Source organism: Paraburkholderia fungorum, from assembly GCF_046027605.1.
Lineage (GTDB): Bacteria > Pseudomonadota > Gammaproteobacteria > Burkholderiales > Burkholderiaceae > Paraburkholderia > Paraburkholderia fungorum_F.
Genome location: NZ_JAQQEF010000001.1, coordinates 55,553 through 71,179, shown reverse-complemented (window position 1 = coordinate 71,179; position 15,627 = coordinate 55,553). Strand labels below are relative to the sequence as shown.

The 15,627-nt window shown below is 63.0% G+C and carries 10 protein-coding genes and 1 pseudogene; 9 read left to right on the top strand and 2 right to left on the bottom strand.

All coding sequences use genetic code 11. The features are described from left to right. Positions 1 to 28 precede the first annotated feature (28 nt). Positions 29 to 358 (bottom strand): ArsR/SmtB family transcription factor, encoded by a 330-nt coding sequence (locus tag PQR53_RS00325; RefSeq protein WP_408451136.1) that lies wholly within the window; start codon positions 356 to 358, stop codon positions 29 to 31. 87 nt (positions 359 to 445) lie between these two features. On the opposite strand from PQR53_RS00325, the gene PQR53_RS00320 reads away from it, so the two are divergent. The 5 genes from PQR53_RS00320 (at position 446) to PQR53_RS00300 (ending at position 5,614) form a co-directional block, all read left to right on the top strand. Continuing rightward, the gene (locus PQR53_RS00320; RefSeq protein WP_408450455.1) at positions 446 to 1,543 is read left to right on the top strand and encodes an NADH:flavin oxidoreductase/NADH oxidase; all 1,098 of its coding nucleotides are present in this window, start codon (positions 446 to 448) and stop codon (positions 1,541 to 1,543) included. 86 nt (positions 1,544 to 1,629) lie between these two features. After that, complete coding sequence (locus PQR53_RS00315) at positions 1,630 to 2,316, top strand: dihydrofolate reductase family protein (RefSeq protein ID WP_408450453.1); 687 nt, start codon at positions 1,630 to 1,632, stop codon at positions 2,314 to 2,316. Positions 2,317 to 2,820: 504 nt separating this feature from the next. Then, positions 2,821 to 3,249 (top strand): TIGR01841 family phasin, encoded by a 429-nt coding sequence (gene phaP, locus PQR53_RS00310; RefSeq protein ID WP_408450451.1) that lies wholly within the window; start codon positions 2,821 to 2,823, stop codon positions 3,247 to 3,249. A 626-nt stretch (positions 3,250 to 3,875) separates the two neighbouring features. Next, entirely contained in the window at positions 3,876 to 4,325 is a 450-nt protein-coding gene (locus tag PQR53_RS00305) for a DUF2844 domain-containing protein (protein ID WP_408451135.1), read from the top strand. Between the two features lie 11 nt (positions 4,326 to 4,336). Continuing rightward, a complete protein-coding gene (locus PQR53_RS00300) occupies positions 4,337 to 5,614 on the top strand; it encodes a DUF3443 domain-containing protein (protein WP_408450449.1) in 1,278 nt (425 codons plus the stop codon). A 458-nt stretch (positions 5,615 to 6,072) separates the two neighbouring features. On the opposite strand, the pseudogene PQR53_RS00295 reads toward PQR53_RS00300, so the two are convergent. Then, positions 6,073 to 7,137, bottom strand: a pseudogene (locus PQR53_RS00295) (zinc-binding metallopeptidase family protein); the annotation flags it as partial. Positions 7,138 to 7,539: 402 nt separating this feature from the next. Here PQR53_RS00295 and PQR53_RS00290 point away from each other — a divergent pair. From PQR53_RS00290 to PQR53_RS00275, 4 genes are all read left to right on the top strand, one after another. After that, positions 7,540 to 11,016: a transglutaminase family protein gene (locus PQR53_RS00290; RefSeq protein ID WP_408450447.1), complete on the top strand. Its 3,477-nt coding sequence runs from the start codon at positions 7,540 to 7,542 to the stop codon at positions 11,014 to 11,016. Positions 11,017 to 11,063: 47 nt separating this feature from the next. Beyond that, positions 11,064 to 13,733, top strand: coding sequence for a circularly permuted type 2 ATP-grasp protein (locus PQR53_RS00285; RefSeq protein WP_408450445.1), 2,670 nt, complete (start codon positions 11,064 to 11,066; stop codon positions 13,731 to 13,733). Next, positions 13,730 to 14,620, top strand: coding sequence for a transglutaminase family protein (locus PQR53_RS00280; RefSeq protein WP_408450443.1), 891 nt, complete (start codon positions 13,730 to 13,732; stop codon positions 14,618 to 14,620). The genes PQR53_RS00285 and PQR53_RS00280 overlap by 4 nt, the downstream gene beginning before the upstream one ends. A 236-nt stretch (positions 14,621 to 14,856) precedes the next feature. Then, entirely contained in the window at positions 14,857 to 15,606 is a 750-nt protein-coding gene (locus tag PQR53_RS00275) for an IclR family transcriptional regulator (RefSeq protein WP_408451134.1), read from the top strand. Positions 15,607 to 15,627 lie beyond the last annotated feature (21 nt).

Below are 15,627 nucleotides of genomic sequence, written 5' to 3'. Positions count from 1 at the left end.
CGCGCCCTGGTCGATCTTCAATCGACCATCAAGCCGGTTCGTTCAACACCGGCTCATTGACGATCTGCTTGATGATCGCCTCCATCAAGCCCGGAAACTGGGCATCCAGTTCAGCGCGCCGCAGCGAGTTCTGATGCACGGTGCCGGCAACGCGCGTGCGCACCAGTCCCGCTTCACGCAGGATCCGGAAGTGATGGGACACGCTCGACTTGGGGCGCCCGCCGTCGAGGTCGCCGCAGGTGGCCTCGTCGATCGTTGAAAGGCGGCGGACGATCTCGAGCCGCACCGGGTCGCTAAGCGCATGGAAAAGCCGTCCAAGCGTGAAGTCCTCAGCGGCAGGATGGGTATATGTGCGCATTGAGCAGGTAATAAGGGTTTCTGCCATACTCCGTAGTTCGATCTTTATCGAACTACCGTACAAGCCTATCCACAGGAGTTTAGCCTGATGTCAGCATTATTTCAGCCCTACAAGCTTAAGGACGTTTCCTTACGCAACCGCATCGCGATTCCGCCGATGTGCCAGTACACCGCTGAAGACGGCCTGATCAACGACTGGCACCGCGTGCACCTTGCCGGATTGGCACGCGGCGGCGCGGGGCTGGTGATCGTCGAGGCGACGGCGGTGTCGCCGGAGGGCCGGATCACGCCGGGCTGCGCGGGTATCTGGACCGACGAGCAGGCGCAGGCTTTCGCGCCGGTGGTCGCGTCGATCAAGGCCGCCGGCGCCGTGCCGGGCATTCAGATCGGCCACGCGGGCCGCAAGGCCAGCGCCAACCGCCCGTGGGAAGGCGACGACCACATCGCCGATAACGATCCGCGCGGCTGGCAGACCCTTGCGCCGTCGGCGATCGCCTTCGGTGGCGGGCTGCCGAAAGTGCCGAAAGCAATGACGCTCGACGACATCGCCCGTGTGCGCGAAGATTTCGTGGCCGCCGCCCGGCGTGCCCGTGATGCGGGCTTCGAATGGCTCGAGCTGCACTTCGCACACGGCTACCTCGGTCAAAGCTTCTTCTCGACGCACTCCAATCAACGCGACGACGCATACGGCGGCAGCCTTGAAAATCGCAGCCGCTTCCTGCTGGAAACCCTGGCCGCGGTGCGCAAGGTGTGGCCTGAGCATCTGCCGTTGACGGCGCGTTTCGGCGTGCTCGAGTACGACGGACGCGACGAGGAAACGCTCGCCGAATCGATCGAACTGGCGAAGAATTTCAAGCGCGAAGGGCTGGACATGCTGAGCGTCAGCGTGGGCTTCTCCACGCCGAAGGCGGCCATTCCGTGGGCGCCGGCGTTCCTTGCGCCGATCGCCGAGCGGGTGCGCCGCGAAGCCGGTATCGCCGTCTCGTCGGCATGGGGCATCGATACACCGGAACTGGCCGAGCGCTCCGTCAAGAACGAGCAATTGGACCTGGTGATGGTCGGCCGCGCGCATCTGGCCGATCCGCACTGGCCGTATCACGCAGCGCGCAAGCTGGGTATCGAACGTGCGTCGTGGACGCTGCCGGCGCCATACGCGCACTGGCTCGAACGGTACGCCGTCGCTTAAGCGCTCCGCCAATCCGCGAATCCGCCAATGGCGGAACAGACCTTGCTGAAGGCTCCGTGTATTCACCTTACACGGAGCCTCATCGCATGAAACCGTTCATCGTCGTTCACATGATGTCCTCGCTAGACGGACGCAGTCTGACAGACGGCTGGCATCTCGACTTTGCTAGCGATCTGTACGAAAACACCGCGGCGACGTTCAAAGCCGACGGCTGGATCTGTGGTCGCGTCACCATGCAGGAGATTTCACACGGCACGGATTACCCGAAAGGGCTCGCGAAAGGCGCCGTGCCGCGCACTGATCGTATCGTCGAGCGGAACGCGGAGCAGTACGCGATTTCGATCGACCCCCAGGGCCGGGTTGCGTGGAAGAGCAACACCGCGCTCAAGTCGCACATCGTCGAAGTGCTGACCGAGCAGGTTGCGGACGATTATCTTGCCTATCTTCAATCGATCGGCGTTTCGTATGTGTTCGGCGGACAATCTGAAATCGATCTCGGCAAGGTCGTGCAGACGCTCGGCCGCGAACTCGGCGTGAAGAAGCTCATTGTGGAGGGTGGTTCGCACGTGAGCGGCGCGTTTGTGAACGCGGGACTCGCCGACGAAGTCAGCGTGTTGATCTTGCCGCTGGTGGATGGCCGCAGCGAGCATCCGTCTTCATTCGAAGTAGCCATGGACAAATGGCAAGCGCCGGCCTATCTGAAGCTTGAGTCCGTTGAGAAAGTCGAGCACGACGCACTCTGGCTGCGCTATACGAAGTCGGTGAAAGCGTGAAAACGCGCGACTGGAGGGAACCGCAAAAGCATCAATTCAAGGCAAGCTTGATGATGCAGCAAAGAACGAACACGAGAAGGGCGGCGGCGACGGCCATGTTCAACGGATAGCGCATTGTTCACCAGGCACAGGCGTTTCGGTGCTCTTATCCTAATCACCTGACGGAAGATGAAAAGTGGGCAGTGAGGCGCTATGTGCGAAAGCTAACGCAGCGCGGCCAAACGGCCGCGCTGCGTTTCGGCGGGAGCGCTTCCAGCTTGTTCAACACGCAAAGGGCGGCCGAATCCATCGACGTTCCCGCAAGGAGACGCTCGACGTCAGGGTGTGCCCGCTGGCGCAATATGCCCGGATGGCGCATGATTGAAACAATGTGCCGTCCGACCCCAGATGCCATAAACCTGCGCGGGAGGCGCGGCGCACGCGACGCCACTGGTGCAGATGTCGAAGCCGCCCATCGCGGCGATGCACCGCCGGCGAGTATTCAACCGTTAAGGAGGATTTCGCATGAGCCAACCTGACGCCGCCAATCCATTTGGCGATTTCACCAAAATGCTGGAGCAGTTCAAGCTCCCTGGCTTCGACGTACCCGCCATCATGGAAGCGCGACGCAAGGACGTGGAGGCACTGGTTCAGGCGAATCAGACGGCCTTCCAGGGCATGCAGTCGCTCGCGCAGAAACAGACCGAGATGTTGCGTGCCACGCTGGCCGAAATGCAGTCGCTCACGGGGCAACTGTCGGCTGGCGGTGCAGCACCTCCGGCGAAAGCCGCGGAGTTGATCCAGCAGAGTCTCCACAAGTCGCTCGCCGATATGCAGCAGTTGGCGCAGGCCGCGTATCAGACGCAGGCCGAGTCGTATGCGGTGATCGCAAAACGCGTAGAAGAAAATGTGCAGGAGCTCAAATCGCTCTTGCAACAGCAACAGAAAAAGTAACGGCCGCGGGCCGTGTCGAATCGCCTAGTGCGAATTCGGCGCGAGTTGCGGAAGTCGCGATGAAATAGCGAGAAGCTCGCCAGGAAGTAGCCGATGCCGCGAATAACGTCACGTTATTCGCGGCATTTTTATTGCCTCGAATCACATTAAGATCGCGATTTTCTCTTCACACAAAAGCAGCGTGTGCGCGTCGCTATGATCAGAGGAAACAGCGCGGCAGACGCGGATTATTCAGCGAACGCTTACACTGCCCGCCGCATGCTGACATGCATCGATAAATTTCTGGGGCGCGGGTGTTACTTTTTGCGTGTGTTCGCTTTAAACACGTCTGATCGGTAAAACAGGCATCGAAGCGCCGCCCCTTGGTGATTCTGTCCTCAAACATCAAACGGCATAAAACGTCGCGGCATTCGCCCAAGGTTTAAATCATCCCGCAAACGATTGCCACGGCACTGCGCCGTGCCTAAAGTTTCGCGCCGCCACTCCGTAGACGCATTCACGCAACCCAACCGGTGTGACTGCAACTCCGGCACCGCCGGTTATGAGTGCGCCCCTGGATTCCCGTTCGTGCCTGGCTCGCCCGCCGGGCCCGAGCGTTTCAACTCGAAGGACATCTCTTGAAACCGGTGCTCTCTACAAGCATTGCTCGCGCAATGCTCGGGGCAAGCTGCGCGCTGTCGTTTGCCGCGCACGCCACGCTCGGCCAGAACGTCAACACGGTCGACAGCGATCAGACACGCCTTCACGCAGTGGCTCATACGGCCACTACGCAAAGCGCGTATTCGGTACATCTAATGACCATGCCGTCCGGCACGCTGGTGCGCGAGTATGTCGCGCCCAACGGCATGGTGTTCGGTGTCGCGTGGCAAGGCCCAACGCTGCCGGATCTGAAATCCATGCTGGGCAAGTCGTTCGACCAATACGTCGCTGCCACGGCGACGCGTCGCGGCACGCCGCTCGCCGTGTCGACCCGCGATCTGGTCGTGTATTCCGGCGGTCACCTGCGCGCGTTTGCCGGCTATGCGTATCTGCCGCAAGCGGTGCCCGTGGGCGTCGACGTCGGCGTCATTCAATAATGGAGCGGATCATGCGTTATAGCGCTTCGTTCGTGTCCCTGCTGTGCGCGATGCTGCTCGCGTTGCTCGTCAGTGGCTGCGGTGGTGGAGGCGGCGGCTCCAGCGGTGCCGGCTCTTCAGCGAATTCGGGGAGCACGACGGGGCTTTCGGCCGGTCCTACTGTCAGCAATACCTCGCCTTCGCCTCAAGTGTTGGCAGCCAACGCAGTGCGCGTGACCGTCGACTCCGGCGTGAGCAATGTGCCGAACATGCCGTTCGTCAGCATCACGATTTGTGCGCCTGGCACCAGCCAGTGCCGGACCATCGATCACATCCTGGTGGATACCGGCTCATGGGGCGTGCGGGTGTTCGCCTCGCAATTGCCCGCATCGATGACGCTGCCGCAACAGAAGGACAGCTCGGGCAATCTGGTTGCCGAATGCATGCAGTTCTTCGACGGCTACACGTGGGGTTCGGTGAAGCTCGCCGATCTGCAGATCGCCGGTGAAACGGCGGCCTCGCTGCCGATCCAGGTGATCGATCCGAACTATGCTTCGTTGCCCTCCGATTGCGCGACCTACGGCGCATCGCGCAACACGCCGGAGACGTTGCAGGCCAATGGCATTCTGGGCATCGGCGTGTTCAAGCACGACTGCGGCGCGAACTGTGTGCAGCAGGCCGTGGCCGGTACGTACTACGGTTGCAACGGCGCCGCATGCACGTCGATTCCGCTCGCCGAGGCGCTACAGGTCGCGAACCCAATTCCATACTTCGCTACCGACAACAACGGCTCCCTGCTGAGCCTGCCGATGGTATCTGGCGGTGCGCAATCGGTCACAGGGCAACTTGTATTCGGCATCGGCACGCAGGGCAACAATGGTCTCGGCAGCGCGCAGGTGGTCGGCGTGAGTCCGTCGAATGGCACGTTTACGACGGTGCAGAACGGTATGACGTATTCGAACAGTATTCTGGACAGCGGCTCGACCGGTCTGTTCTTCCAGACCAGTGCGTTGCCGGTGTGCGCGAGTCCCAATAGCGCGTACTACTGTCCGCTGTCGACCGAATCGTTGAGTGCGATGATTCAGGGGGTGAACGGCACGACGAGCACGGTGAATTTCGCGGTGGGCAACGCTACGACGATCTCGCAGACGTACACCGGCGATTCGGCGCTGCCGCTGCTGGCGGGACCGGCTTTTGTGACGTCGTCGATTTTCGACTGGGGCCTGCCGTTCTTCTACGGGCGTAACGTGTATGCCGCCGTCGAGCAGCAGGCGACGCCGGGTGGCACGGGGCCTTACGTCGCGTATTGAGCGATAGCCACGTTTGGCTTTGAGGGAAAGAGCCCGCTGCAGGGTGACTCGGCAGCGGGCTTTATTTATGGGTTCGTGAAGCGTGTCACTTGCGGGCAAAGCAAGCAGGCACACCCATCGCGCTAACGTCGCCGCGCGGCCCGCTTGGGCGGTGCTGCTTTCACGGTGCTGGATTCGGACTGCAACGCCGGCGTTGACGGCGCGACCGCTTGCATGGCTGGCGCCAGCGCGGAGTCTTGTGACACGACCGCCTGGGTGCCAGGCTGCGCCGGTTGTGGCGGCGTCTGATCCGTCGTCTGCGACGGTTCTTGTGGCACTGCGGCTTGCGCCACCGGCTGCGCGGCAGGTTGTGTGGTCGCCGGCGCCTCAGCCGTCGGCGACGCACCGGCTGCTGCCGTCTGCAACGTCGTCTGCACCGCCCCCGCATCAACCGCCGGCTTCGCGGCTTCGCGCGGCTGCGTTTTGTCGCCGGCCGCAGCAATCACCCGATGCACGAAGCGCAGCTTGTCCACCACCGGCGAGGCCAGCGTGAACGGATAGCCGTCGGGCATGCCGAGACTGCGATTCAGGCTGTTCAACGCATACGTGAGCGGAAACCAGCGCTTCATCAGATTTTCGAAGCTCGCATCTTCCACCGGCGTGCGGTCGGTGAGCGTCGGCTCGCTCGGGTCGTCGGGCAACAACGCGAGGCCGTACGAGGTCGAGGTATCCAGCACGTCGACAATCAGCATGTAGTGCGCCCACGTCTCAGCCCAATCTTCCCAGGGATGCATCGTCGCGTAGGCGCTGATATAGGAGGCCTGCCAGTCCTCCGGTGCGCCGTCGCGGTAGTAGGCCGTCAGCGCGTCGCCATAGTCGGCGCGCTCGTCGCCGAACAGCTTGCGGTAGGGCTCGATCCAGCGCGGATTGTTTTCGATCAGCTGACTGAAGTAGTAATGGCCCGTCTCATGGCGAAAATGACCGAGCAGCGTGCGATAGGGCTCGCCCATCGCGCTGCGTACTTTCTCGCGATAGACGTCGTCGGCTTCGGCGATGTTCAGCGTGATGAGGCCGTTGTCGTGGCCGGTCATGACCCGCGAACCATCGCCGCCGTCTTCGAGGAACTCGAAAGCGAGGCCATGCTCGGGATCGGTCTGGCGCGACGGCACGTCGAGGCCGAGCGCGGCCAGCGTGTACAGCAGCCGCCGCTTGGCCATCTCCAGCCGGTACCAGTAGAGCCGGTTGTCCGGTGCGCTCAGATTCGGGATCGTGCGCGTGAGCTGGCAGGCGCGGCACAGCGTGTCGGGTGACTCGGCGGGGATCATCCAGTTGCAGACGTTTTCGACCGCATAGTTGTGGCATTGCCGGAACAGCGCACCCTCGGCACGCGGGTGCAGACTGCGCCAGCGTCCTTCATCGGCTTCCTCGAAGGCGCTGATTTCGGCGAGTTCAGGCACATATCCGAGCAACGACTCGCAGCGTTCACAGCGAACGTTTTCGTAGAACACAAGGTGCGAGCAGCGATTGCAGTGGAAGGTTTTCATCGATCGAGCCCGGGTGATGGGTAACAACAGTCATGGAGCGGCAGGCGGGTGCATTGTCAGCGGCCGAATGCCGGTCACCGGGCCTCTCGGGGCATCCTCAAGCGCCTGCCAGAGCGAAGACGACGCGCAATCTTCATGCCGCGATTGCCAGACGTCACTGGTTTAACGCACATTACGTGCATGATCGTGCATCGCTGCTGCGCCGGTTTGGTGCGTGGCCGCCGAAAAGGCGGCGAGACGGCGCGCGGATCGATCGGGCCGACGGTTGGCAGACGCCGTAAAGCTAGAGGCAGGCGGTAATTCGCACGGTACAGGCAGTTCACGCGGTTTTGCGCGCGTGTTCTATAAACGGCATGAAGCTTGCTTTTTGGCGGGCTGCCATCCTTTGTCCAGGAGTCCGGTGTGTCCATACGCGTTGCGTTGAATCATGTCACACATTACCGTTACGACAGGTTGGTTGCGCTGTCGCCCCAGGTCGTGCGTCTCAGGTCTGCGCCGCATTGCCGGACCCCGATTCTGTCTTATTCGATGCGGGTCGAACCGGCCGAACACTTCATCAACTGGCAACAGGACGCCTTCGCCAACTACCAGGCGCGGCTGGTATTTCCCGAGAAGACGCGTGAATTCAAGGTGACCGTGGATCTGGTCGCCGAGATGGCCGTTTATAACCCGTTCGACTTCTTTCTCGAACCGTCGGCGGAACAGTTTCCGTTCGAGTATGCACCCGGCCTCGCGCTGGAACTCGCGCCGTACCTCGTCAAGCGGCCGATGACGCCGCGCTTTGCCGAGTTCGTCGCGAGTATCGACCGTACGCCGATGGGCACCGCTGATTTTCTCGTCGGACTGAATCAGCGGCTGCAACGCGAGATTCGCTATCTGATCCGCATGGAGCCTGGCGTGCAGACGCCGGAGGAAACGCTGGTAAGCGCCGCGGGCTCGTGTCGCGATTCGGGCTGGCTGCTGGTCGAGACACTTCGGCAACTGGGGCTGGCGGCGCGTTTTGTCTCCGGTTATCTGCTGCAACTCGCGCCCGACGTCAAATCCATCGACGGCCCGAGCGGCACCGAAGTCGACTTCACCGACCTGCACGCGTGGTGCGAGGTCTACCTGCCGGGCGCGGGCTGGATCGGCCTCGATCCGACTTCCGGCCTGCTCGCCGGGGAAGGGCACATTCCGGTCGCCTGCACGCCCGAACCCGGCAGCGCGGCGCCGATCTCCGGCGCGGTCGACGAATCCGAAGTCGAGTTCGAGCACACCATGTCGATTGAACGGGTACTGGAGACGCCGCGCGTCACCAAGCCGTTCAGCGAAGCGGTGTGGAACGACGTGCTGAAAATGGGCGAGCAGGTCGACGAGCGCCTGACCGGGATGGACGTGCGCCTGACAATGGGCGGCGAACCAACCTTCGTGTCGGTACGCGATCGCGACGCCGCCGAATGGAACACCGACGCGCTCGGCCCCACCAAACGCGGCTACGCGGTCGCGCTGATGGACAAGCTGCGCTCACGCTACGGCGCGAACGGTTTTCTGCATATCGGCCAGGGCAAGTGGTATCCGGGCGAACAACTGCCGCGCTGGGCAATGTCGCTCTACTGGCGCGCCGACGGCGAGCCATGCTGGCAAGACCCTGGACTTTTCGCCGACGAACGCGAGCCGGGCACTTACACAGCCGGCGACGCTCAACGCTTCCTCGCCCATCTGGCGACCAAGCTGGCGCTCGACAAAGATTGTATCCAGCCCGGTTTCGAAGACGTCTGGTACTACCTGTGGCGCGAGCGCCGTCTGCCGGTCAATGTCGATCCGCTCGACGCGCGTCTGGACGACGAACTGGAGCGCGTGCGTTTGCGGCGCGTGTTCGACGCGGGCCTGGGCGGCGCCACCGGTTTTGTCCTGCCGCTCGCGCGCGAACGCGACGTGCCGAACGAGGCGCCGAAGTGGGTCAGCGGCCGTTGGTTCTTCCGCGACGAGCGCATGTTCCTGATTCCCGGCGATTCGCCGATGGGTTATCGCCTGCCGCTCGATTCGCTGCCGTGGGTGTCGAAGACCGACTATCCGTATCAGCACGCGCACGATCCGTTCGCACCGCCCGTGCCGTTGCGCCCGGCCGCGCAATTGCGCCTGCAGTACGACGGCGAACAGCAGCGTGCCTTGAGCGCCGCCGATGCGCGGCATGCGGCCGCGTTGTCGTCGTCAGCGGCGGATTTGCTGAGCGGCATGGCGGGCAGTGGGGTGCTGGCTTTTGCGCCGCGGCCGGGCGATGACCAGGCGCCGGCACGCGGGCAGTCGTCGAAGGAAACACTGCGCACGGCGATCTGCGTCGAAGCGCGCGATCCGAAACGAGCCGCCGGTCCAAAAGCGGAAACCGAAGCGTTCGGCAGCGGCCGCTCGTTGCTGCATGTGTTCATGCCGCCGCTCACCGAACTCGACGACTATCTCGACCTGCTCGCCGCGGTCGAAGCGACGGCGGCCGAATTGCGCATGAAGGTGGTGCTCGAAGGCTATCCGCCGCCGCGCGATGCACGCCTGAAAATCCTGCAGGTCACGCCGGACCCCGGTGTGATCGAAGTGAACATTCATCCCGCTTCGAGCTGGGCGCAACTGGTCGACAACACCGAGTATCTGTATCGATCCGCGGCCGAGAGCTATCTGAGCAGCGAGAAGTTCATGACCGACGGCCGGCATACCGGGACCGGTGGCGGCAATCACTTCGTGCTCGGTGGTGCGACGCCTGCCGATAGTCCGTTCCTGCGCCGTCCCGATCTGCTGGCGAGCCTGATTGCGTATTGGCACAACCATCCTTCGCTGTCGTATCTGTTTTCCGGACTGTTCATTGGGCCGACGAGCCAGGCGCCACGGGTCGATGAAGCGCGCAACGACCAGGTCTATGAACTCGAAGTGGCATTCCGCGAGTTGCAGCGGCAGATCGATCTGCTCGGCGGGCGCGATAGTGCGAATCTGCCGGCGTGGATGATCGACCGCTCGCTGCGCAACATCCTGATCGATGTGACAGGCAACACGCACCGTGCCGAGTTCTGCATCGACAAACTCTATTCGCCCGATGGTCCGACCGGCCGCCTAGGCCTGCTCGAATTGCGCGGTTTCGAAATGCCGCCGCATGCGCGCATGAGTCTCGTGCAGCAGTTGCTGTTGCGTGCGCTGGTGGCGCGCTTCTGGCACACGCCGTACACGCAGCGGCTCACGCGCTGGGGCACGGAACTGCATGACCGCTTCCTGCTCGGCACCTTCGCGAAGATGGATTTCGACGACGTGCTCGGCGAACTCAACCAGGCGGGTTTCGCGTTCGAGAGCAACTGGTTCGCGCCGCACTTCGAATTCCGTTTTCCGCTGGTCGGCGAGACCACGGTGAACGGCGTCACGCTGACCATCCGCAACGCGCTCGAACCGTGGCACGTGATGGGCGAGGAGGGCTCGCCGGGCGGTACGGTGCGCTATGTGGATTCGTCGGTCGAGCGGCTCGAAGTGCGCGCGCTCGGTTTGAACGATAACCGTCATGTGCTGAGCGTCAACGGCGTGCCGGTGCCGTTGCAACCGACCGGCCGCGTCAGCGAATATGTGGCCGGCGTGCGTTTTCGCGCGTGGTCGCAGCCGTCGGCGCTGCATCCGACCATCGGCGTGGATGCGCCGCTCACTTTCGATCTGGTCGACACGTGGACAGGGCGCTCGGTGGGCGGATGCCAGTATCATGTCGCTCATCCCGGCGGGCGCAACTATCAGACCTTCCCGGTCAACGCCTACGAGGCGGAAAGCCGGCGGCGCGCGCGCTTCTTCGCATCCGGTCATACGCCAGGGCCGCTCACGGTCGGGAGGCCGCAGCGCAGCCTCGAGTTTCCGTTCACGGTGGACCTGCGGTACTGGTAACCTGGTAGACTGAAAAGCGGCAACACACTTTTAAGAACGACACGATCTTGGCCTTTCAATCGACTTTTCCCTTCGAAACGTCCGCGGCGCGTGCGAACGCTTCGTCCTTATTGCGGCTGTTGCCGCCCTACGAAGGACACTGGGACGAGTTACGCGACGCCTCGGGCGCGTTGCGCGAACCGTGGCGGCAATTCTTCGAGCGGCTCGGCGAAGACGGCATCGCGCGATTGGAGGATCACTACGCGTCGATCGCGCAGCAGATCCGCGACAACGACATCAGCTACAACGTCTACGCGGATAACGGCGAGCCGCGGCCGTGGGCGCTCGACCTGCTGCCGTTCCTGATCAGCGAGGCCGAGTGGGCGCATATCGAGCGTGGCGTGACGCAGCGCGCGCATCTGCTCAATGCGATCGTCGCCGATATCTATGGGCCGCAGACCTTGCTCGAACGTGGCCAGTTGCCGCCCGCGCTAGTGTTCGGGCATCCCGGCTATCTGCGTTCCGTAAAGGGCTTCACACCGCCTGGCGGGCAATATCTGCAGGTGGTCGCCGTCGATCTGGCGCGTACGCCCGCCGGTAACTGGACTGTCATGGCGCATCGCACCGAGGCGCCGTCCGGCCTCGGTTATGCACTGGAAAACCGGCTGATCGTGTCGACGCTGTTCGCCGAACCGTTCCGCGCGCTGCATGTGAGCCGCCTCGCGCCGACCTATTCGCAACTGATCGCGACGCTCGCGCAGGCCGCACAAGCCACGATGCAGCACGACAGTTCGGGCGCCGATGCTTCGCCGCATATCGCGTTGCTCACGCCGGGGCCGTTTAGCGAAACCTATTTCGAGCACGTGTTTCTCGCGCGCTATCTCGGCGTCACGCTGGTGGAAGGCAAGGACCTGACCGTGCGCGACGACATGCTGTATCTGAAGACGCTCGCCGGTCTCGAACGTGTGCACGTCGTGCTGCGCCGTCTGGACGATGCTTTCTGCGATCCAGTCGAACTGCGCGCGGATTCGAGCATCGGCGTGCCAGGTTTGTTGCAGGTGATGCGCGCGGGCAACGTGATCGTCTCGAATGTGCCGGGTTCGGGCTTTGTCGAGTCGCCGGCTTTGCATGGTTTTTTGCCGGGTATCGCCGAAGTGCTACTCGACGAAGACCTGGTGCTGCCGAGCGTGGCGACCTGGTGGTGCGGCGAAAAGGCGGCGCGCAACCACGCGTTTGCGCGCCTTGACGAAGCGTTCATCGTGCCGACGTGGCCGCTCGCCGCGCGCGATGCGCCCCCGGGGATCGAACAGGGCAAGCAGCGCCTCGCGACGTGGCGCGAACGGATCGAAGCGCTGCCCGACACCTATACGATCCAGCAGTCGCAGCGTTTTTCCTGCACGCCGCGTTATGAGGATGGCACGATCGGTCGCCGTCCGTCGGTGCTGCGCGTCTACGCGATTGCTGATGTGAACGGCGGCTGGCATGTGATGCCAGGCGGCTTCACGCGGATGGCCGCCGAGCGTCAGGCGACGGTGTCGATGCAATACGGTGGCAGCAGCGTCGATACGTGGGTGCTGTCCAGTCAGCCGACGTCGACTTTCACGCTGCTGCCTTCGCCGATGCAACCGGCCGACCTCGCGCGCAAGCATCGCACCGTGTCGAGCCGTGCGGCGGAAAATCTGTTCTGGGCTGGACGTTACGGCGAACGCGCCGAAAACAATGTGCGGCTGTTGCGGCTGATTCTCGGCTCGCTGGAAGGCAATGATGCCGACGCGATGTTCCCCACGCTGGTCGAGCTCGCGCTGCATTGCGGTCTCGTGCAATCCGGCGATATGTTCTCGCCGCATTCGCCGCAGGCATTCGAGCGCGCGCTGGTCGCGAATCTGAGCGAGAGCACCGGCGCGGCGAGCATCGGTCAGAACCTCAATTGCCAGGCGCGGTCGAGTGGCGAAGTGCGTGGTCGTTTGTCGAACGATCACTGGCGCACGATTCTCGCGGCGCGCAACGATTTCCGCGATGCATTGCAGACGTTGATGCCGGCTGCGGGGTTCAACGGCAATGGCAACGGTAACGGCGGCGATGGTGGGAGTGGTTTGTCGCAGCGCGGCGCGAATGGTACTGGCCGCGGCGATCGCTACGAACGCTATGACCGCGTGACGCTGATGAACGCGCTCGAACGTCTATCGGTGCAGTTGTCGGCGATCAGCGGCGCACAAGGCGACCGCATGACACGCGACGAAGCATGGCGTCTGCTATTCGTCGGGCGGCATATCGAACGGGTCTCGGCAATGACGTCATTCCTGCGCGTGGTCGCCGATAAAGGCCAACTCGCGACGCCGGCCGGCTTCGATCTGCTGCTGCAATTGTTCGACAGCACGCTGACGTATCGCTCGCTATATCCGGGCCGTTTCGAAGTGCCGGCTTTGCTCGACCTGCTGGTGATCGAGCCGACCAATCCGCGCGGCATCTACGGTGTCTATGAACGCCTGCGCAAGAAGCTCGACGAGATTGCCGTGGCCGCGGGCAGCATGCGGCATCGTCCGTTCGCGGAATTGATGTTGCCTGCCGCCTCGTTGCCGACGCTCGAATCGCTATGCACAGTCGACGAAAACGGTTCATACGCCGACCTGATTGCGGTGTGCAATCAGATCGGCGGCTTTGTCGGCGCGGCGGCGCATGAGATCAGCGCGCGCTATTTCAGCCATGCCAGTACGGTGGCTTCGCAGGTCTGGTCATGAAGAACGCGCCGACCGTGTTGTCCGTCTCGCATCGCACGACTTATCGCTACTCCACGTATGTGGAGACCGCCCAGCATCTCGCGACGATCCGGCCGATCGCCTGTGCGTGGCAGCGCGTGGTCTCACACACCGAAAAGATCGAACCGGAGCCGTCGTATCTGAATAGCCGTATCGATGCATTCGGCAACGACGTCCTGTATTTCGCGCTGGACGCCCCGCACGAACGGCTGCAACTCGTCAGTGAAACCACCGTGGCGCTCACGCCGCGCTGGATCGATCTCGACCCCGACGCGACGCCTGAATGGGAAGAGGTGGCGGACGAGTTGCGGTTCTGGGTCGGTGGCGAGTTCCGGCCCGAGGTGGAGTTCTGCTTTGCGTCGCCGAATATCGTGCCGCGGCCGTCGTTGCGCGCTTACGCGCTGCCGAGCTTTCCGCCCGGCATGCCGATCGCGGCGGGCGCAATCGATCTGATGCACCGGATTCACGAAGACTTCGCGTACAAACCTTCGGCGACGACGTTCGATACGCCCGCAGAGCGCGCTTTCGAATTGAAGAGCGGGGTATGCCAGGACTTCGCGCAGGTGATGATCGGCTGCTTGCGCTCGCTGGGTTTGCCGGCGCGTTACGTGAGCGGCTATCTGCGCAACGATCCGCCGCCGGGGCAACCGCGCTTGATCGGTGCCGATGCGTCGCATGCGTGGGTGTCCGTGCATTGCCCGGAAGTCGGCTGGATCGATCTGGATCCTACCAATGACGTGCTTGCCGATGTGGATCATGTAACGCTCGCGATCGGGCGCGATTACAGCGACGTGTCGTTGCTGCGCGGGATGATTCTGGGGGGTGGTGCGCATCGGGTGGATGTGGGGGTGACGGTGTTGGCGCTTTGACTCGCGGTTTAATCCGCTACTACTGCACGGTGTTTTCCCGCTTTGTCCCTCAGTGAGGCCGCTTTCTGGTCGGGCAAGTTCACCCCGCGTGCCGCGCCATCAGCCGCGGTACGCCCTTTTATCCCGCTTTCGGGGAAAACCCTCTCCCTCCATTCCCACTCCCCGGGAATCCAATTTTTGAAAACCGAGAACGTTCTGGCATTCTGATTCCGTTATTCATCGTGGATAGCTTCATCGTGAACGCGGAACAGGGTGTGACAGGGGCTGAACGGGTGCTGCTGGTGCTGGCGGCGCTCGCCAGTCATGGCAAGGCCATGTCGGTCAAGGATCTGCTCGCCGTTACCGGTCTCGCGCAAAGCACGCTGTACCGGCAGATCGCCTTGCTCAAGCGCTGGGGTTTCGTCGCGGAAAACGCGGGCCATTACGCGCCCGGCCCGATCAGCCTGCAACTCGCGCTCGGCTTCGACGTGAATTCGCTGCTCGTCGAAGCGAGCCGTAGCGAAATGCAGCAACTCGCGCGTGCTTCGCAGGAAAGCATCGGGCTGGTAGTCGCGGTCAAGCATCAGGTGATGTGTCTGGAAATGGTCGACAGCCAGCACTCGTTGCGCTGCTCATTTGAAAAAGGCCGCGCGGTGCCGCTGAAAGCCGGCGCTTCGGCGAAATCGCTGCTGGCTTTCATGGCCGACAAGGCGCGCACCGAGGTCCTCGATACGGTGTTCGACAACGACCCCGCCGGCCGTGTCGCCATCGAAGCCGAACTCGAACAGATTCGCGCTCAGGGCTATGCCGTCAGCGACAGCGAAGTCGACCCGGGCGTGTGGGGCGTGAGCGCCCCGATCTTTCATCGCAGCGGACGCGGCGTGGGCAGCAGTGCGTCGATCACGCTGATGGCGCCCTCCACGCGCGCCATCGGCCGCGAAAGCCAATTCATCGACGGGACGCTACGCACGGCCCGCGCTATTTCCGAGCATATGCAAACCGATTGATCGGGCAGGGCCGCTCGCGGC